Here is an 18,202-nt window from a genome sequence, read left to right on the forward strand (position 1 = left end):
GATGAACATGACGACAAGAAAAGAATCAGAATTAGAAGGTGTAACATTACTAGGCAACCAAGGTACAAATTATTTGTTCGAATATGCACCGGACGTGCTGGAATCCTTCCCTAATAAACATGTAAACCGTGACTACTTTGTAAAATTCAATTGTCCGGAATTCACATCTTTATGTCCTAAAACAGGGCAGCCTGACTTTGCGACAATCTACATCAGCTACATTCCTGATGAAAAAATGGTTGAAAGCAAATCATTAAAGCTGTATCTATTCAGCTTCAGAAACCATGGTGACTTCCACGAGGACTGCATGAATATCATCATGAATGACTTGATTGAATTAATGGACCCGCGCTACATCGAAGTATGGGGCAAATTCACGCCAAGAGGCGGAATTTCCATCGATCCATACATAAACTACGGAAAACCTGGCACGAAATATGAGAAAATGGCCGAGTACCGCATGATGAATCATGATTTGTATCCGGAGACGATTGATAATCGTTAATTATTCCGTTGTGTGATACGGAGTGTGAAACGAAGTGGAGTCACAGTAAAATCCGAACATTCAGCGTTAATTTTCAGCGGAAATGTGACCTGGTCACAGCGAAGTGTGACCGGAGTGTGACCCGCACTAAGCTCAATAAAAGTGTGACCTGAGGTGCAACCTGAACTGTGACTTTTATGCAGTGAAAAATTGATAGTACAGAAGCAGATTAAGGCGTACAATTTGTACGTCTTTTCTTTTTTATCCGAATGAAAAAATGCCTATCTAGAGATCATAGGCATTAAATATTATTATCAATATCTTCATTTATTTTTTGGCTAAGTTTCTGAACCTTCTCTTTAACATTTGAAACAGCTCTTTTTTGAATTTCATCAAAGTTCTCCTGAATATAGTCGATGACACTTCTTATTAGAACTTCACTTTCAAAATTGAATATCTCATTTATTTCTGACTGTTCTTCATCTGTTAGGTGATGGTATTGAAGTTGCTTAGCATTTACTTCAGCAGCTACATCAATACTAATTTAGTTGTTCTGGTTGTACAATTTCATATTCACCTTCTGCATACTCTTGCTCCGCATAATGGCCTCCCCATTGACAGAGCTCCTGCAAGATAGGTTTAAGAGATTCTCCAAGTTCAGTGGATGAATATTCAACCTTCGGCGGTACTTGATTATACATCTTTCTGCTCACAAGTCCACTGGCTTCAAGCTCTCTAAGTGTTTGAATCAGCATTTTCTGAGTTATATTTGGGATAATGCGCTTTAATTCACTCGTTCTCTTTGGTCCATTCATTAAAAAGTATAATACAAGGCCTTTCCATTTTCCGCCAATAACTTCCTTTGTCACTTCAAACCCACAACTAAATTTTTTCATGTCTAAAGCTCTCCATTCCACATTTATTACTTTTTAGTTACTATATCACAAAAAAGTGGGTACTTCCGATAATGTGCTTACTGAAGGATACTATATCTTGTAAGTTGTTCTTCAAGTACTTAAAGGTACTAGACATAAAATAAAATTAATTCTAAAGGAGTGTTAAGTATGGGTAAATTTGAAGGTAAAATAGCGCTTGTAACGGGTGGAACAAGTGGGATTGGTCTTGCTGCAGCACAAAAATTTGTAAACGAAGGTGCATATGTTTATATCACGGGACGCAGACAAAACGAACTTGATAAAGCAGTTAACCAAATTGGCAAGAACGTAACCGGTGTTCAAGGTGATATTTCTAAGCTTGAAGACTTAGACAAACTATATGACATTATAAAGCAGGAAAAAGGTAAGTTGGACATTCTTTTTGCTAATGCAGGCATCGGCAACTTCCTTCCATTAGGTGAAATTACTGAAGAGCAGGTTGATAGAACGTTCGACATTAACGTTAAAGGAACCATCTTTACTGTTCAAAAAGCGTTATCACTATTCCCGGACAAAGCAGGTTCTATTATTGTAACGGGCTCTACTGCTGGATCAATTGGCAACCCAGCGTTTAGTGTATATGGAGCATCTAAAGCAGCATTAAGAGCACTGGTTCGCAACTGGATTCTTGACCTAAAAGGTACTGAAATCCGTGTAAATGTGGTTAGTCCAGGAGCTATTCTTACACCTGCCTACGATGAGCTTTTTGGTGATGCACTTGAAGAAGTAATGGAAAATAGCAGAAATACTGTTCCAGCTGGAAAAGTTGGGACACCTGAAGAAGTAGCAAACGCTGTATCTTTCCTTGCTTCAGACGAAAGCAGTTACTTGACGGGTGTTGAATTGTTCGTAGATGGCGGGCTAGCACAGGTATAATTTCCCTGCGCAGAGATTACAAATAGTCCCCAAAAAAGGTTAAAATCAATCGTTTGGTAAGGTGTGAAATTGGTGTGACTTCATGATTAATGTCTAGAGCAAGTACTTATGGGACAAGACTTTGACCTGCCTTTTCTTCCACGAGGATTGCATGAACATCATCATGAATGACTTGATCGAATAAATGAACCCCCGCTGCATTGAAGTATGGGGCAAATTCACGCCTAGAGGCGGAATCTCCATTGACCCGTATACAAACTACGGCAGACCGGGAACAAAATATGAAAAAATGGCCGAACATCGGATGAGGAATCATGATATGTATCCGGAGACGATTGACAACCGTTAATTTTCAGACGGAGTACGGTCTCGGAATATAACCTAAATACCCCCGCCTTTTAAGCGGGGGTATTTTTCGTCTGTGCCGCGCCGCCAAAAAGGTGCATGATATTTGCACAGAACTTCTATAAGGAAAGGAGAGATCATTTGGAGAAAAGAAAAAGACGAGTAAACCCGGGGGGAGTGTACTCGCCGCTTCAATACGTGACGGGTGCTGGATGGCAGCTCGTCTGTTTTATTATAAAATAGGGAACGTATGTTTGTAAAGACCTGCGCTGTTTTTTCTCATTCGGATCGGATCAATTGTAAAGGAATGGTCAGCATGATAGCATGTCCTGTAAAAAGAAGGAGTGTTCGTTATGGAGCCGTTAGAGTTAAACGGTGTAAGGCTGAAAATGTATGATTGTAAAGAAAGTGCGGGCAAAAACGGCCGCATGATTTCATTTGTATTGAAGGTGACCTCTGAAACGTATCATGATATTGCCGTCCTTTTGTATGAAAAAACATTTGACATCAAGGCGCCCGAGCGCGGGCTTGAATTCCGCGGTAAAATAACCAACTACTATACATCCGTCACAAATCTTTACAATAAAGATGAGACCGGTGATTTTTATGTAGAAATGACCGAGATCTGAATTCATTTGAAAAAGCTGCCGGGCGGCAGCTTTTGTGCGGGATATGTAAATGGTTCGGATTGTTCGAGGGGGTTTAATAGGAGTCTCTGATGATTTTATAATTCTTATGGTTGACGACAGTGAGGGAATCTAATTCAAGGTCACGATAATTATCCATGATGGTTACATCAACGATGACGGAGTTTTCATTTACTTTTTCAACAATACCGGTTAATCCGTTTTTAAATTCAATGACGTTTCCAACCTTAGCAATTTTCACGAGCTTCCTCTCCTTTATCATAAATCCTGTTTGAAAATATTTTGCAGTATTTTCTTTAAGAAGTAAAGCGATATGGGTATCAGCCCGCTCAATCATTGTCCCGGCGGGGGAAAGATGGTATATTGTTTTTCGGGAAAAAGCCGAGAAAAGGAGGCTGTATTCGTTGCTGCCTGAGGAAATTTCAGAACGTATCAACCAAATGCGCACCGGTGAAATCAAAGAATTCAGGGTGCAGAAAGAACATTTTCTTGCATTTCGAGCGGTTTTGTCGAAGCAGGAAGATTTTAAGCATTTCCGCGGTATTGCCCAGCAGGGCGGGGATGTTATATTCCAGTATTTAGAACAGCCAAGAAGCTGACGGCTCCTCGCACTTGAGGAGTCTTTTTTTTGTTTTTTAGTTTCTCATTTCATCTGGCTGTAACAGATGTAAACAAAATGTAAAATCCCTCCGATGGATACTTTTACTGCTATTTGGTTAATGTTGTGAAAATGACGGCTGTTTTCCTGCCAATAACAAGGCTGTTAACGAACTTCTTCCATCATAAAAGCTGATTGGGAGCACTGGAAAATCTTTAACCGTGAATTTGCGCACAGCTCTTGTTAAGGTAGTGAAGTATTTAAGGAGGAAATCGTATGACGACAAAATTTGCTGCCTTGGCTGTCTTTTTTCTATGTTTTATGCCTGCATCAAAAATTGAACATACAGAAGCTCTGTTTACTTTTGCGAAGAAGCCAAAGCAAGAACCCAGCACACTGGTTGCTGATTTAAATAAAAAAAGCTCGGTTCCGAAGCTTTCAAAAACGGATCATAAGCATTCTATCCAACCGATAAAGCTGTCATCTCACCAAGAGAAGAAAGCAAAACCGGAAGAGACGGATTATCAGCCGCCGAAAAAAACGTATTCCCGCGCTGACAGACAACTTCTGGCACGTCTCGTTCACGCAGAAGCGAAAGGTGAATCTTATAAAGGGAAGGTTGCGGTAGCCAGCGTAGTGCTGAACCGCACTGAAAAAAACGGCTTCCCGGATACCATTCGGGGTGTGATCTATCAAAGGAATGCATTTGAACCGGTAGCAAACGGAAGCATTAATCAAAAGCCCGATAAGGATTCCGTCGCCGCCGCAAATGAGGCGCTTGACCATCCGGGCAGAGAAACGAACGCGTTGTTTTTCTACAATCCGAAAACGGCATCTGACCACTGGATCCGTTCACGAAAAATTATCGAACGGATCGGCAGACACGTATTTGCGATGTAAGCATAGCGGGATCAAAAATATCCCGGCTATGCTTTTTTCAATTTTGAGAAATCGAAAATATTTTCAGAACTTGTCTCATATGATGATGGAAGAACGAGAGACAAGGAGAGACACCATGAATCGATTTGTGAAAGGGATCATTCTTTTATCCATCGCCGCCTTTTTCGCGGAATGTCTGGAATTTGTCGTGAATATGATACTGGCGCGGGAGCTTGGCGAGCATGGGATGGGACTTTACATGAGCATTCTGCCCACCATTTTTTTAATTATCGTCATCGCCAGTCTGGAGCTTCCGATCTCCATTTCAAAATTCATCGCGGAATCCAATCAGAAGCTGCATGAAAGCATGCTCCGGCATGCCTTCAGAATGACCGCCGTTTTTACCGCGTTTTCAACCGCGGCCGCAAGCATCGCGCTGCCGTTCATTCCTGTATTCGATACGTATCACCCGTTTATTAAAGGGATTGTCATCGGGCTGATTCCAGTCGTCGCTTTTACATCCATCGCCAGAGGTTATTTTATGGGTGTGCAGCAAATGGGAAAAATCGCGGTTGCGAATGTCTTGAAAAAAATCATTCAAGTGCTTTGTCTGTTTATCTTTTTTCAATGGTACTCTTTTGAAATTGATATGGCCGTGCTCATTTCGTTATTTGTGCTGGTCGCAAGCGATGTTGTGGTGTTCGTTTACTTGTATACGCAGTTTATTTTGGCGCGGAGGGCGCTTTCCGGCCATCAGCACATTCATCTTCGCGGGAAAGACGTGCGGAAACGCCTCCTGGCCGTATCCATCCCGACAACGGGACTTCGTATATTTCATGCGGTGACAAACGCCATTGAACCCTTTTTAGTGAAAGGAGCGCTGCTGGCGTCCGGGGCAGCCGGGACAGCCGCGATTGATCAATACGGCATGCTAGCCGGTGTAGCGATGACAATCGGTTCGTTTCCCGCATTTATCGCCCATTCGCTGATGGTCGTCATGATTCCCAGCATTTCAGAAGCGTATGCGCTGTCCCAATATGATATTGTGCTGAAACGGCTGAGACAAGCGATTTTTATTACATTCGGCTACGGCATTCCGGCAGTCTGGGTCATGTTTCAGTTCGCGGGCCCGCTGACCCATTTGTTTTTTCAGTCTCCGGAAGCGCAGTATTATTTGCAGCTTTTGTGGCCGTTTTTTCTTTTTCACCTGTTTGTGATGCCGCTTCAGGCCTGTCTGATCGGCATCGGCCACGTGAAAACGGCGTTTTATCATAACGTATGGAGCAGCATTGTAGGGCTTTCGATGATGTATGTGCTCGGTTCTATGCCGGAATTGCAAATGCTCGGCATTATACTCGGCATGAATACCGGCATGATTCTTCTGACAAGTTTACATTACGCGACGATCTGCAAAGACCTCGGTGTCTCCGTGTTTTTGACGGGCGGCGGAAGAACAGCGCCCCGGATCGAAAGCTGAAAAGGCTGATACATTTCAATAAGGAAGGGCAAGCTATCCGAAACGCGTGAAAGGAAGATCATATGCATAAAAACCGCCTAATTGTATGTGCAGTCCTTTTGATAGCTGCCGCCGTCTGGATGCCTGAAGCAAACGCCTCATCAGAAAAACAGGCAGTTCCCGCCGTGTTTCTGATGAAGACGATTGAAGGAGACGAGATATCGATTCCGAATAAAGGGCAGAAAACGATATTGCATTTTTGGACATCGTGGTGTCCGCCGTGCAAAAAAGAACTGCCGCAATTCCAAACGTATTATGAACAGCATCAGTCCGATGATGTAAGCCTTGTAACGGTAAATCTGATGAATGCCGAGCGAAACAAAAATACCGTTCAAAACTTTGTCAGTCAGCACCATCTCACTTTCCCGATTGTTCTTGACACGAAAGGCGAGCTTATGAAGGAATACGATGTCATGACGATTCCCACGTCATTTCTGCTGAATGAAAAAGGAGAAATCGAAAAAAAGATCGTCGGTCCGATGACCGCCTCACAATTAAAAGAATGGTCAGAGAAATAAAAAGGTGCGGAGGAATTCCTCCCGCACCTTTTTTGCATATAATGAACAGCTGAAGAAACACTAATGATAATTATTATCAAAAAGAAATTAAAACAATTATAATTGAAATCTTCCGCCGGCATGCTATAATAAAGAAAACACTGCGATAACACTGTGAAAATGCTGCCTGTCAGGCGGCTGTTTTGCTTTTATCGGGGAATTGAAGATGATTTGCGTTCTCAATTAGAGAGGAGAATTCATAATGAATGAACAAGTGATGACACAAACCCATTCACAACAGAACATACAAGAAGAGCGGGCCGGAAAAAAGTGGCTCCAGCATGCAGAACTCATTGCGGCGCTCGTATCCGGCGTCCTTATTCTTGCGGCCTGGTTTTTTACTGAAACAAAAGGCCTGTCCGTCACTTTGTATATCCTTGCCTTCCTGATCGGGGGATTTGCAAAAGCGAAAGAGGGAATTGAGGATACCATTGAGACGAAGGCGTTAAATGTGGAAATGCTGATGATTTTTGCGGCTGTCGGCTCCGCCCTGATCGGTTATTGGGCTGAAGGCGCTGTTCTTATCTTTATTTTTTCGTTAAGCGGCGCGCTCGAAACATATACGATGAATAAAAGCAGCCGTGATTTAACATCTTTAATGAAACTGGAACCGGAGGAAGCGACACTGCTTGCGGACGGACGAGAAAAGCGGGTGCCGGCTGCTGAACTTAAGATCGGTGACATGATCGTCATTAAGCCGGGCGAACGCGTAGCAGCAGACGGGATCATTGAGTCTGGCGTGACGAGCCTCGATGAATCGGCGCTTACGGGTGAAGCGATGCCGGCGGAAAAAACAGCCGGTGATTCTGTGTTTACAGGAACGGTAAACGGAAACGGCTCCTTAACGGTTCGTGTGACGAAAACAAATGAACAGTCTTTATTCAGAAAAATCATTCGGCTGGTGGAATCAGCCCAAAACAGCGTGTCACCGGCTCAGGCATTTATTGAACGATTCGAAAGTGTCTATGTCAAAGGCGTGCTGTTAGCCGTGGCTTTGCTTTTATTCATTCCTCATTTCGCTTTAGGCTGGAGCTGGAGTGAAACCTTTTACCGGGCGATGGTGTTTATGGTGGTCGCCTCCCCGTGCGCGCTTGTCGCTTCTATTATGCCCGCTGCGCTTTCCCTTATCTCAAATGGTGCCCGCAACGGATTATTGGTTAAAGGAAGTGTGTTTTTAGAGCAGCTGGGAAGCGTACGGATGATCGCATTTGACAAAACCGGCACGGTCACAAAGGGACAGCCGGCAGTCGCGGCATTTCAAGCTGCGGAACATGTGAGTGAAGATGAGATCATGCAGGCGGTGTATGCGATGGAAAAGCAATCAAGCCACCCGCTTGCAAAAGCGATAGCTGAATTTGCCGAAAGCCGGGGCGCCGCGCCCGGAGGACATCTATCGATTGACGAGACGTCCGGATTCGGTGTTCAGGCTGAAATAGAAGGCGTCAAATGGATGGTCGGAAAAGCGGGGTTTGCAGGTGAAGATGCGGCAGATGCTTTTTTGCAAACATCGGGAAAAGAATTAAAGGATAAAGGTTTTACACTGGTCTTTGTTAAAAAAGATGACCGGATTGCGGGCTGCTTTGCCTTAAAGGATCAAATCCGACCTGAAGCCAAAGCCGTGATGGCTGAGCTTGAATCACTGGGCATTAAAACAGCCATGCTCACCGGCGATCAGTCTGAAACTGCGGCTGCCATTGCAAAAGAGGCGGGCATGACGACGGTTGTTGCCGATTGTCTGCCGGACCAAAAGGCAAAAGAAGTGAAGAAGCTGAAAGAAACGTACGGCACAATCGCCATGGTGGGGGACGGCATTAATGACGCGCCCGCTCTGAAAATCGCTGACGTCGGTATTGCGATGGGCGGGGGAACGGACGTGGCTCTTGAAACGGCTGACTTAGTCCTTATGAAAAATGATCTTCACAAGCTTGTGAAAATGTGCAGACTCTCAAGGAAAATGAACCGGATTATTAAGCAGAATATTGTTTTCTCGCTCTCGGTCATCTGCCTTTTGATCTGCGCTAACTTTCTGCAGGTGATGGAACTGCCGTTTGGCGTGATCGGGCATGAGGGGAGCACGATTCTGGTCATATTGAACGGACTGAGATTATTAAAATAAACATGACAGCCGCACACGGGCGGCTGTTTTTTTAATGTTCGTTCACAGCATAAACGCCGGAAAACTGATAGAATGAATAAAGAGTCACTTTGGTAAGGAGGAAAAGCAAAAAATGAACAGATTAAAACGTGTTTCATCTTGGCTGAAAAAAGAAGGACATGATGCGGCGTTTATACATACAAAGGAAAACGTATTTTATTTAACTGATTTTTACACGGATCCGCATGAGCGGTTAATGGGATTGTTCTTGTTTCAGGAACAGGAGCCGTTTTTCGTTTGTCCGGGAATGGAAGCCGGACAAGCCCGAAGCGCCGGGTGGGAGCATGGTATTATCGGCTACGGCGATCACGAAGATCCGTGGGAGCTGATCAAAGCCGAGCTCACAAAACGAAATGTGCGGCTTGATTCCATCGCGGTTGAAAAGGATTCGATCTCTCTTTCCCGCTCAGAACAGCTCAAACAAGCTTCAGGGGGCGCGGCATTTGTTTCGGCAGAAGAAACGCTCAACCAATTCCGTCTCGTAAAAGATGAGAAGGAAATCAGCATTCTCAGGGAAGCGGCAAAACTCGCGGATTACGGAGTTGAAGTCGGTGTCGCGGCGCTTAAAGAGGGTGTGAGTGAAACCGAAGTACTCGCGCAGATTGAGTTTGAGCTGAAGAAAAAAGGCGTGCAGGGCATGTCATTTTCAACGATGGTGCTGTTCGGGGAAAAATCAGGCCAGCCCCATGGAAATCCGGGTGCAGACCGGTTGAAAAAAGGCGATTTCGTTCTGTTTGATCTGGGCGTTATTCTTGACGGCTACTGTTCAGACATTACGAGAACATTCGCATACCAATCAATCAGCCCGAAACAGGAAGAGATTTACGAAACGGTGCTTAAAGCTGAACAGGCGGCGCTTCAATTAAGCAAACCAGGCGTCAGAATCGGCGATCTCGATTTAAAAGCCCGCGGCATTATTGAAAAAGCCGGATACGGAGACTATTTCCCGCACCGCCTCGGCCACGGACTCGGGATTTCGGTTCACGAATATCCATCAATGAGCAGCGCGAACGACACACTCCTCAAAGAAGGCATGGTATACACGATAGAACCGGGGATTTACGTGCCGGATGTCGGCGGCGTGCGCATAGAAGACGATGTGTTCGTCACAAAAGACGGCGCCGAAGCATTAACGCAGTATCCGAAAGAATTAACGATTCTGAAATAGAAAGCTTTGTGATAAAAAAGGACGATTCTGGAACGCAGCGTCCTTTTTTATCACCTTTTAAATGAAAAAATCATCAAAATGCTGAAATGGTTTGATGTCATGCTTTTCATTCAGGGGCCGCATGGCAAGGTAACTGCCGCCGACTATGGCGAGACACAAACCGATTAAGCAAAGAATCCCCATCGCTGTTCTTCTCCTTTCAAACGAATAGGCTGTTTCTGTTTCTAGCTTACTGTATGAAACGCATTCCAGATCAAGGGAAAAAAGAAAGGGGGACGCCATGGCTACGATCAGAGACATTGCCGGCGCTGCCGGAGTTTCCGTTACAACGGTATCAAGAGTATTAAACGATCATCCTTATGTAAGTAAGGACAAAAGAGAAAGAGTGAAAAAAGCGATGCAATCGCTCGGATATACGCGCAACATTCATGCTGTACATTTATCCAAAGGTTTTTCCGATATGATCGGCGTTGTGCTTCCGTCGGTGAATCTGCCGTATTTTGCAGACCTTGTCACAGGTATTGCCGAGGCTGCCGAAGCGTCAGGCGTGCATCTTTCTTTATACCAGACAGATTATCAGCAGCAAAAAGAACGTTTTGCTTTATCACAATTACAGGAGCGCCAAGTGGACGGCCTGATTATCTGCTCAAAAGCAATTCCTGATGAGCATCTGCTTACCGTGAAAGAACCGCTCATCCTCTGCCAGTACACTGATGCGGCGGGGCTTTCCTCCATCAGTAATCCGCATCGGGAAGCATTTCGGCACGGTCTGGATTATCTGATAGAAAAGGGACACCGGAAAATAGCGATCAGCCTGGCCAGAAAAAAGGGAAAAAACAGTCAAGTACGCATTGCCGCATACAAAGAGGCGCTCAAGAAGATCGGGCAGCCTTACAGGGAAGAGCTGGTTGTGGAAAAGGCGCTGACGCTGCTTGACGGGAAAGCCCTTTTTCAGAGATGGAAGAGCTGGGATGACAAACCGACTGCGCTGTTTGCGGCGAATGATCAAGTATCCGCAGGTCTTTACCTTGAAGCCAAGGCAAACGGGACGCGCATCCCGGAAGAGCTTGCGATTTTGAGCATCGACAATCATGATATCAGCAAGATGTTAGGTATTTCCACAATAGATATACAAACAAAAGAAATGGGAAAGCAGGCTTTTCACATGCTTGAGAACAGGATCAGCGGCGGGCCTCCGGCAAGGAAAGTTCTTGATTACCGCCTTATTGAACGATCAACCGTCTAAAAAAAGAATTGACGCGCTTTCCGTTCGTTTTGTACGATATGAGGTATTGAATGACAAAGGAGCTGAGGATCATGAAGGGGTCCTTTACAGTTGAAAAGGTATTAAATAACAATGTGCTCATCGCAACACATGATAGATACAGTGAGGTCGTCTTAATCGGAAAAGGGATCGGCTTTGGAAAAAAACAAGCGGATGTCATTGAAGATAAAGGGTATGACAAGATGTTCATCTTAAAGGATGAAAAAGAACAAAAACAATTTAAAAAGCTCCTCGGTTATGTGGACGAGACACTTGTCGACATCTCCAATGACGTCATTTATCATATCAAGAAGCGGACAAGCCAACCGTTAAATGAGCATATCCATATTGCGCTGACTGACCATATCGCCTTTGCGGTAAAGCGGCTGCAGCAGGGTTTTGACATTAAAAACCCGTTTCTCATGGAAACCGAAACGCTTTATCCGGAAGAATTCCAAATTGCCCGTGAAGTCGTCGGCATGATTAATGAAAAGACGGGAATCTGCCTTCCGGAAGGGGAGATCGGCTTTATCGCTCTGCATATCCACTCCGCCCTGACGAATCGGCCCCTTTCAGAGGTCAATCAGCATTCACAGCTGATGTCCCGGCTCGTTCAGGTGATTGAGGAATCTTTCCAGATGAAAGTGAATAAAGAAAGCGTCCACTATTTGCGGCTGATCCGGCATATCAGATTTACCATAGACAGGATTAATCGGGAAGAGCAGACAAAAGAACCAGAAAAGTTAATGTTATTATTGAAAAATGAATACCCGCTATGCTACAATACTGCTTGGAAACTGATAAAAATCTTGCAGCAAATACTGAAAAAACCAGTTCATGAGGCGGAAGCGGTTTATCTCACGCTTCATTTGTACCGATTAACCAATAAAATTTCATAATTTCAGTTGAAACCTTAAAAACGTGTCACTGATTCGATCAGGCATGAGTGATTGAGGGTAAAAAACGGGAAGAACGGTCCCGTTATTTTGCACACCCTTTTTACTCATGCCTTTTTTGTTGTGTAAAAGGGCAAATGTAAACGGTTAAACTGAAGACTTGCGCCAGTGAATTCGTTGTCATGAATTTTCGCTGTAAGGTCACACTAGCTAACAGAGGAGGTACATCTTTTATGTTTAAAGCATTATTCGGCGTTCTCCAGAAAATCGGCCGTGCTCTTATGCTTCCGGTTGCGATTTTACCGGCTGCGGGGATCTTGCTTGCGTTAGGGAATGCCATGCAGAACAAAGATATGATTCAAGTCATGCACTTCTTAAGCAATGATAACGTTCAGCTTGTGGCGAACGTCATGGAAAGCGCCGGCCAAATCGTATTTGACAACCTGCCGCTTCTTTTTGCAGTAGGGGTTGCGATCGGTCTTGCCAACGGAGACGGTGTTGCCGGAATCGCGGCTATTATCGGATACTTGGTCATGAACGTATCCATGAGCGCCGTGCTTATGGCAAACGGCAGTATTCCGTCTGACAAAATTGAACGGGCAAAGTTTTTTGCGGAAAACCATCCGGCCTATATTAACATGCTGGGGATACCCACTTTGGCGACGGGCGTGTTCGGCGGTATTATCGTCGGGGTTCTGGCCGCGTTATTGTTCAACAAGTTTTATAAAATTGAACTTCCGCAGTACCTCGGATTCTTTGCGGGTAAGCGGTTCGTCCCGATTATCACATCAATTTCCGCATTAATTCTCGGTCTTATTATGTTAGTGATCTGGCCTCCGATCCAGCACGGTCTGAATTCCTTCTCCACGGGTCTTGTGGAAGCGAATCCAACCTTGGCGGCCTTTATTTTCGGGATGATTGAGCGGTCATTGATTCCGTTCGGTCTTCATCACATTTTCTACTCGCCGTTCTGGTATGAATTTTTCAGCTATAAAGATGCCGCCGGGGACATCATCCGCGGAGATCAGCGGATTTTCATGGCTCAGATCAAAGACGGCGTGCAGCTGACGGCGGGAACATTTATGACGGGGAAATATCCGTTTATGATGTTCGGTCTTCCGGCGGCAGCGCTTGCAATCTATCATGAAGCGAAGCCTGAAAAGAAAAAACTTGTAGCCGGAATCATGGGTTCTGCCGCTCTGACAAGTTTCTTAACGGGAATTACCGAGCCGCTTGAATTCTCATTCTTGTTTGTGGCTCCTATCCTGTTTGCGATTCACTGCGTATTCGCGGGGCTTTCCTTTATGGTCATGCAGCTGCTGCATGTAAAAATCGGTATGACCTTCTCAGGCGGTCTGATTGACTACTTCCTGTTCGGAATTCTGCCTAACCGGACGGCTTGGTGGCTTGTCATTCCGGTCGGCTTAGGATTAGCCGTCATTTACTACTTCGGTTTCCGGTTTGCGATCAGAAAGTTCAATCTGAAAACGCCGGGCCGTGAAGAAGAGGCTGCGGATGAAGGTGCGGGCGCCTCAGGCGAAGCCGGCGACCTTCCTTATGAAATCCTGCAGGCAATGGGTGATCAGGAAAACATTAAGCACCTTGACGCTTGTATCACGAGACTCCGCGTTACGGTCAACGACCAGAAGAAAGTGGATAAGGCCCGTCTGAAACAGCTTGGCGCCTCAGGCGTTCTTGAAGTCGGAAACAACATTCAGGCCATTTTCGGCCCGCGTTCTGACGGTTTAAAAACACAGATGCAGGATATTATTGCCGGACGCACGCCGCGCCCTGAACCGAAAGTATCCGCGCAAGAAGAAGTCAGCCAGCAGGTTGAAGAGGTTATCGCAGATCCGCTCCGAAACGAGCAGGGTGAAGAAGTGTTCGCTTCTCCGATCACCGGCGAAATCCATCCGATTACTGATGTGCCTGACCAGGTGTTCTCAGGAAAAATGATGGGTGACGGTTTTGCGATTCTTCCTGAAGAAGGAATCGTCGTATCGCCTGTCCGCGGAAAAGTGCTGAATGTTTTCCCGACAAAACATGCGATCGGCCTTCAGTCTGACGGCGGAAGAGAGATCCTGATTCATTTCGGAATCGACACAGTCAGCCTGAAAGGTGAAGGATTCACTTCTTTTGTTTCTGAGGGTGACCGGGTTGAACCGGGGCAAAAACTGCTTGAAGTTGATCTTGAAGCGGTTAAACCTCATGTTCCTTCATTAATGACACCGATTGTCTTTACAAATCTTGCCGAGGGTGAAGCGATTTCCCTTTCGGCCGAAGGTACCGTAAAACGGGAACAAAAAGATATTGTGAAAATCGGAAAATAAGCATATAAATACGCCGTGCTTGTCAGATGACAAGTACGGCTGTATGATATAATATTGTGTAGTAAAATAGCTTTAATTTAAAGGAGAATGATAATCATGGCACAAAAAACATTTAAAGTAACAGCAGATTCCGGAATCCACGCTCGTCCTGCGACAGTTCTTGTACAGACTGCAAGCAAATACGATGCTGACGTAAACTTAGAATATAACGGCAAAACAGTAAACCTTAAGTCAATCATGGGCGTTATGTCTCTAGGTATCGCTAAAGGCGCTGAAATCACAATTTCCGCTTCAGGCGCTGACGAAAACGATGCTCTTAACGCTTTAGAAGAAACAATGAAAAGCGAAGGACTCGGCGAGTAATGCAAGAATTAAAAGGAATAGGCGCTTCAGCCGGAATTGCGATTGCGAAAGCATACCGGCTTGAAGAGCCGGACTTAACGGTTGAAAAGAAAAACATTGCTGATGCTGCGGCTGAAGTAAGCCGTTTTGATGAAGCGATTGTACGTTCTAAAGAAGAGCTTGAAAAAATTAAAGAGCATGCTTTAAAAGAACTGGGACAAGACAAAGCTGACATTTTCTCCGCGCACCTTTTAGTTCTGAGTGATCCTGAGCTGTTGAACCCGGTAAAGGAGAAAATCAGCACAGATTCAGTCAATGCTGAATTCGCTCTGAAAGAAACAGCTTCCATGTTCGTTACTATGTTTGAATCAATGGATAACGAGTACATGAAAGAGCGTGCGGCGGATATCCGTGACGTAACAAAACGTGTGACGGGGCACCTGCTGGGCGTGGAAATTCCGAACCCGAGCATGATCTCAGAAGAGGTTGTTATCGTGGCTGAAGATTTGACACCGTCTGATACGGCGCAATTAAACCGCCAGTTTGTAAAAGGTTTTACAACTGATATCGGCGGACGCACTTCACACTCCGCGATCATGGCCCGTTCGCTTGAAATTCCGGCTGTTGTCGGCACAAAAGCGGCTACAGGGACAATTGAAAACGGTGTTACGGTAATCGTAGACGGCATCGATGGTGATGTGATCATCGATCCTTCCAGTGAAACGTTAAAGAAATATGAAGAAAAGCACAGTGCTTACCTGGCGCAAAAAGCTGAGTGGGCGAAGCTCGTCAATGAACCGACTGTTTCTAAAGACGGCCATCATGTAGAGCTTGCCGCAAACATCGGCACCCCGGATGATGTAAAAGGCGTTCTTGAAAACGGAGGAGAAGCTGTAGGGCTTTACCGTACGGAATTCCTTTACATGGGACGCGACCAGCTTCCGACGGAAGACGAGCAGTTTGACGCTTATAAAACGGTTCTTGAGCGTATGGAAGGAAAATCAGTTGTCGTGCGGACATTGGATATCGGCGGCGACAAAGAGCTTCCTTACCTGCAGCTCCCTAAAGAAATGAACCCGTTCTTAGGCTACAGAGCCATCCGCCTTTGCCTTGAAGAGCAAGAAATCTTCAGAACTCAGCTTCGTGCGCTGCTTCGTGCAAGTACATACGGAAACTTAAAAATCATGTTCCCGATGATTGCGACAGTAAACGAGTTTAAACAGGCGAAAGCGATTCTTCTCGAAGAAAAAGAAAAACTCGTCGAAGCCGGCGTAGCGGTTTCTGACGATATTGAAGTCGGTATGATGGTAGAGATTCCGTCTACAGCCGTTATCGCAGATCAGTTTGCCGCAGAAGTTGACTTCTTCAGTATCGGAACAAATGACTTGATCCAATACACGATGGCTGCTGACCGCATGAACGAGCGCGTAGCTTATCTGTATCAGCCATACAATCCGGCGATTCTCCGTCTGATCACCCTTGTTATTGAAGCCGCTCACAAAGAGGGCAAATGGGTCGGCATGTGCGGAGAAATGGCGGGAGACGAAATTGCGATTCCGATTCTTCTCGGCTTAGGCTTAGATGAGTTCTCAATGAGCGCTACATCCATCCTTCCGGCAAGAACGCAGATCAGCAAGCTTTCTAAAAAAGAAGCTGAATCATTCAAAGAAACAATCTTGTCTATGAGCACGACAGAAGAGGTTGTCGCATTCGTTAAAGAAACATTCAATAAGTAATACAAAAGCCAGACGGTGTAAGCCGTCTGGTTTTTTTCATATTCGGAAAAAAGGGGGGAACAATAACTTTCAACAGGAGGGATTATCATGACAAAATCATTTGCAGCGGGGGATACGGTCTATGTGATTTACCGCAATCCGCATGCCGCCAATGTTGCCCATATTAAAGAGGCGGAGATCGTCCATCACCCGTATCATGAGGGAGAACTTTCTCTGTTTTTATACGAAACCTATCATCCGCTGGCCGAAGATGACGCGGTCTTTTCGACATATGAGGAAGCGGAAGCGCTTTACAGCGAGCTTTTTGAAGAAGACCGGTATCATTGATCAAAGGAAATGTTTACAACGCATATTCACTCTCTTTTGGACGGAAAGTAACAACATGAGAATATGTAAAGGGAGTGTCTGTCTATGCTGAAGCCGTTTGTTCCCCAGCTTGTTTATATAGAACCGAGAGCGCTCGAATACCCGTTAGGACAAGAGCTGAAAAATAAGTTTGAAAACATGGGGCTTGAGATCAGAGAAACGACATCGCATAATCAAGTCCGGAATATTCCGGGAAAAAATCACTTGCAGCAATACCGGAACGCGAAATCAACATTGGTAATCGGCGTCCGGAAAACACTGAAATTCGATTCTTCAAAGCCGTCCGCCGAATATGCCATTCCATTTGCGACGGGCTGTATGGGGCATTGCCACTATTGCTACCTGCAGACGACGATGGGGTCAAAGCCTTACATCCGGACATATGTCAATGTGGAAGAGATTCTGGATCAGGCTGATGAGTATATGAAAGAACGGGCGCCGGAATTTACAAGATTTGAAGCCTCTTGTACGTCTGATATCGTAGGAATCGATCATCTGACACATACATTAAAAAGAGCCATTGAACATTTCGGACAAAGCGAATTGGGACAGCTCAGATTCGTGACTAAATTTCACCACGTCGATCATTTGCTTGATGCAAAACATAACGGAAAGACTAGGTTCAGATTCAGCATCAATGCGGACTATGTCATTAAAAACTTTGAACCGGGAACTTCTCCGCTCGACAAACGGATAGAAGCCGCCGTCAAAGTCGCTAAAGCGGGCTATCCGCTCGGTTTCATCGTGGCGCCGATTTATATTCACGATGGCTGGGAGGAAGGCTATAAGGAACTGTTTGAGAAACTTGATGCGGCGCTTGATGAAGACGTTCGGCATGACATCACATTTGAACTGATCCAGCACCGTTTTACAAAACCGGCCAAACGGGTGATTGAGAAGAACTATCCGAAAACAAAGCTTGAGCTTGATGAAGAAAAGCGCAGATACAAATGGGGACGCTACGGAATCGGCAAGTATATATACCAAAAAGACGAAGAGCATGCTTTAAGGGAAACACTGGAGTCTTATATCGAAACCTATTTCCCTAAAGCGAAAATCGAATATTTTACGTAAGGCGGAGCTGTCGGCATGACGGCTCTTTTTTTGC

General features: G+C 45.1%; 19 protein-coding genes and 1 pseudogene. 17 read left to right on the forward strand and 3 right to left on the reverse strand.

Going from position 1 to position 18,202, the window contains the following annotated elements; translation table 11 throughout:
• Positions 1 to 7 precede the first annotated feature (7 nt).
• On the forward strand, positions 8 to 505 hold the full coding sequence (gene queF, locus NYE50_RS07760) for a preQ(1) synthase (RefSeq protein ID WP_224988588.1): 498 nt from the start codon (positions 8 to 10) through the stop codon (positions 503 to 505).
• Between the two features lie 518 nt (positions 506 to 1,023).
• On the opposite strand, the gene NYE50_RS07765 is transcribed toward queF, so the two are convergent.
• Positions 1,024 to 1,380, reverse strand: a complete 357-nt coding sequence (locus NYE50_RS07765) for a winged helix-turn-helix transcriptional regulator (protein WP_163093931.1) — start codon at positions 1,378 to 1,380, stop codon at positions 1,024 to 1,026.
• A gap of 168 nt (positions 1,381 to 1,548) precedes the next feature.
• Here NYE50_RS07765 and NYE50_RS07770 point away from each other — a divergent pair, with 168 nt between their 5' ends.
• From NYE50_RS07770 to NYE50_RS07780, 3 genes and pseudogenes are all read left to right on the forward strand, one after another.
• Positions 1,549 to 2,295, forward strand: a complete 747-nt coding sequence (locus NYE50_RS07770) for an SDR family NAD(P)-dependent oxidoreductase (protein ID WP_014417587.1) — start codon at positions 1,549 to 1,551, stop codon at positions 2,293 to 2,295.
• A gap of 136 nt (positions 2,296 to 2,431) precedes the next feature.
• A pseudogene (locus tag NYE50_RS07775) lies at positions 2,432 to 2,644 on the forward strand (preQ(1) synthase); the annotation flags it as partial.
• A gap of 349 nt (positions 2,645 to 2,993) precedes the next feature.
• Positions 2,994 to 3,269, forward strand: coding sequence for a DUF3219 family protein (locus NYE50_RS07780; protein ID WP_014417589.1), 276 nt, complete (start codon positions 2,994 to 2,996; stop codon positions 3,267 to 3,269).
• Between the two features lie 73 nt (positions 3,270 to 3,342).
• Here the strand turns inward: NYE50_RS07780 and NYE50_RS07785 are convergent, their stop codons facing one another.
• The gene (locus NYE50_RS07785; protein WP_003154669.1) at positions 3,343 to 3,528 is read right to left on the reverse strand and encodes a YkvS family protein; all 186 of its coding nucleotides are present in this window, start codon (positions 3,526 to 3,528) and stop codon (positions 3,343 to 3,345) included.
• Positions 3,529 to 3,691: 163 nt separating this feature from the next.
• On the opposite strand from NYE50_RS07785, the gene NYE50_RS07790 reads away from it, so the two are divergent.
• From NYE50_RS07790 to NYE50_RS07815, 6 genes are all read left to right on the forward strand, one after another.
• Positions 3,692 to 3,886, forward strand: a complete 195-nt coding sequence (locus tag NYE50_RS07790; RefSeq protein WP_014304905.1) for a hypothetical protein — start codon at positions 3,692 to 3,694, stop codon at positions 3,884 to 3,886.
• Positions 3,887 to 4,161: 275 nt separating this feature from the next.
• Complete coding sequence (locus tag NYE50_RS07795; RefSeq protein ID WP_224988586.1) at positions 4,162 to 4,785, forward strand: cell wall hydrolase; 624 nt, start codon at positions 4,162 to 4,164, stop codon at positions 4,783 to 4,785.
• A 115-nt stretch (positions 4,786 to 4,900) separates the two neighbouring features.
• Entirely contained in the window at positions 4,901 to 6,241 is a 1,341-nt protein-coding gene (locus NYE50_RS07800) for a polysaccharide biosynthesis protein (protein ID WP_003154663.1), read from the forward strand.
• 62 nt (positions 6,242 to 6,303) lie between these two features.
• Positions 6,304 to 6,798, forward strand: coding sequence for an endospore biogenesis thiol-disulfide oxidoreductase StoA (stoA, locus tag NYE50_RS07805; protein ID WP_017417663.1), 495 nt, complete (start codon positions 6,304 to 6,306; stop codon positions 6,796 to 6,798).
• Between the two features lie 241 nt (positions 6,799 to 7,039).
• The gene (locus NYE50_RS07810) at positions 7,040 to 8,953 is read left to right on the forward strand and encodes a heavy metal translocating P-type ATPase (protein ID WP_159354084.1); all 1,914 of its coding nucleotides are present in this window, start codon (positions 7,040 to 7,042) and stop codon (positions 8,951 to 8,953) included.
• 112 nt (positions 8,954 to 9,065) lie between these two features.
• Positions 9,066 to 10,160, forward strand: coding sequence for a M24 family metallopeptidase (locus NYE50_RS07815; RefSeq protein ID WP_014417594.1), 1,095 nt, complete (start codon positions 9,066 to 9,068; stop codon positions 10,158 to 10,160).
• A gap of 57 nt (positions 10,161 to 10,217) precedes the next feature.
• On the opposite strand, the gene NYE50_RS07820 is transcribed toward NYE50_RS07815, so the two are convergent.
• Positions 10,218 to 10,343 carry a hypothetical protein gene (locus tag NYE50_RS07820; RefSeq protein ID WP_014721086.1) on the reverse strand — a complete coding sequence of 42 codons (126 nt, stop codon included), beginning with the start codon at positions 10,341 to 10,343 and terminating at the stop codon, positions 10,218 to 10,220.
• Positions 10,344 to 10,440: 97 nt separating this feature from the next.
• Here NYE50_RS07820 and NYE50_RS07825 point away from each other — a divergent pair, with 97 nt between their 5' ends.
• From NYE50_RS07825 to splB, 7 genes are all read left to right on the forward strand, one after another.
• Positions 10,441 to 11,406 carry a LacI family DNA-binding transcriptional regulator gene (locus NYE50_RS07825; protein WP_098081364.1) on the forward strand — a complete coding sequence of 322 codons (966 nt, stop codon included), beginning with the start codon at positions 10,441 to 10,443 and terminating at the stop codon, positions 11,404 to 11,406.
• Between the two features lie 50 nt (positions 11,407 to 11,456).
• The gene (gene glcT / locus NYE50_RS07830; protein ID WP_012117426.1) at positions 11,457 to 12,323 is read left to right on the forward strand and encodes a glucose PTS transporter transcription antiterminator GlcT; all 867 of its coding nucleotides are present in this window, start codon (positions 11,457 to 11,459) and stop codon (positions 12,321 to 12,323) included.
• Between the two features lie 230 nt (positions 12,324 to 12,553).
• Positions 12,554 to 14,650 carry a glucose-specific PTS transporter subunit IIBC gene (ptsG, locus tag NYE50_RS07835; protein ID WP_007409599.1) on the forward strand — a complete coding sequence of 699 codons (2,097 nt, stop codon included), beginning with the start codon at positions 12,554 to 12,556 and terminating at the stop codon, positions 14,648 to 14,650.
• Between the two features lie 96 nt (positions 14,651 to 14,746).
• On the forward strand, positions 14,747 to 15,013 hold the full coding sequence (locus NYE50_RS07840) for a phosphocarrier protein HPr (protein ID WP_003154654.1): 267 nt from the start codon (positions 14,747 to 14,749) through the stop codon (positions 15,011 to 15,013).
• A complete protein-coding gene (gene ptsP, locus NYE50_RS07845; protein ID WP_015417356.1) occupies positions 15,013 to 16,728 on the forward strand; it encodes a phosphoenolpyruvate--protein phosphotransferase in 1,716 nt (571 codons plus the stop codon). The genes NYE50_RS07840 and ptsP overlap by 1 nt, the downstream gene beginning before the upstream one ends.
• An 87-nt stretch (positions 16,729 to 16,815) precedes the next feature.
• Complete coding sequence (locus tag NYE50_RS07850) at positions 16,816 to 17,055, forward strand: transcriptional regulator SplA domain-containing protein (RefSeq protein ID WP_003154646.1); 240 nt, start codon at positions 16,816 to 16,818, stop codon at positions 17,053 to 17,055.
• An 84-nt stretch (positions 17,056 to 17,139) separates the two neighbouring features.
• A complete protein-coding gene (gene splB / locus NYE50_RS07855) occupies positions 17,140 to 18,168 on the forward strand; it encodes a spore photoproduct lyase (RefSeq protein WP_003154644.1) in 1,029 nt (342 codons plus the stop codon).
• Positions 18,169 to 18,202: the final 34 nt, after the last annotated feature.

It is taken from the genome of Bacillus sp. EU55, assembly GCF_038005925.1.
Classification (GTDB): Bacteria; Bacillota; Bacilli; order Bacillales; family Bacillaceae; genus Bacillus; species Bacillus velezensis.

Coding starts and splice junctions, on each gene's coding strand:
- NYE50_RS07825 (WP_098081364.1), top strand. CDS start 10,441: ATGGCTACGATCAGAGACATTGCCGGCGCTGCCGGAGTTTCCGTTACA.
- NYE50_RS07770 (WP_014417587.1), top strand. CDS start 1,549: ATGGGTAAATTTGAAGGTAAAATAGCGCTTGTAACGGGTGGAACAAGT.
- NYE50_RS07765 (WP_163093931.1), bottom strand. CDS start 1,380: ATGAAAAAATTTAGTTGTGGGTTTGAAGTGACAAAGGAAGTTATTGGC.
- glcT (WP_012117426.1), top strand. CDS start 11,457: ATGACAAAGGAGCTGAGGATCATGAAGGGGTCCTTTACAGTTGAAAAG.
- ptsP (WP_015417356.1), top strand. CDS start 15,013: ATGCAAGAATTAAAAGGAATAGGCGCTTCAGCCGGAATTGCGATTGCG.
- NYE50_RS07780 (WP_014417589.1), top strand. CDS start 2,994: ATGGAGCCGTTAGAGTTAAACGGTGTAAGGCTGAAAATGTATGATTGT.
- stoA (WP_017417663.1), top strand. CDS start 6,304: ATGCATAAAAACCGCCTAATTGTATGTGCAGTCCTTTTGATAGCTGCC.
- NYE50_RS07815 (WP_014417594.1), top strand. CDS start 9,066: ATGAACAGATTAAAACGTGTTTCATCTTGGCTGAAAAAAGAAGGACAT.
- NYE50_RS07810 (WP_159354084.1), top strand. CDS start 7,040: ATGAATGAACAAGTGATGACACAAACCCATTCACAACAGAACATACAA.
- splB (WP_003154644.1), top strand. CDS start 17,140: ATGCTGAAGCCGTTTGTTCCCCAGCTTGTTTATATAGAACCGAGAGCG.
- queF (WP_224988588.1), top strand. CDS start 8: ATGACGACAAGAAAAGAATCAGAATTAGAAGGTGTAACATTACTAGGC.
- ptsG (WP_007409599.1), top strand. CDS start 12,554: ATGTTTAAAGCATTATTCGGCGTTCTCCAGAAAATCGGCCGTGCTCTT.
- NYE50_RS07850 (WP_003154646.1), top strand. CDS start 16,816: ATGACAAAATCATTTGCAGCGGGGGATACGGTCTATGTGATTTACCGC.
- NYE50_RS07795 (WP_224988586.1), top strand. CDS start 4,162: ATGACGACAAAATTTGCTGCCTTGGCTGTCTTTTTTCTATGTTTTATG.
- NYE50_RS07840 (WP_003154654.1), top strand. CDS start 14,747: ATGGCACAAAAAACATTTAAAGTAACAGCAGATTCCGGAATCCACGCT.
- NYE50_RS07800 (WP_003154663.1), top strand. CDS start 4,901: ATGAATCGATTTGTGAAAGGGATCATTCTTTTATCCATCGCCGCCTTT.
- NYE50_RS07820 (WP_014721086.1), bottom strand. CDS start 10,343: ATGGGGATTCTTTGCTTAATCGGTTTGTGTCTCGCCATAGTCGGCGGC.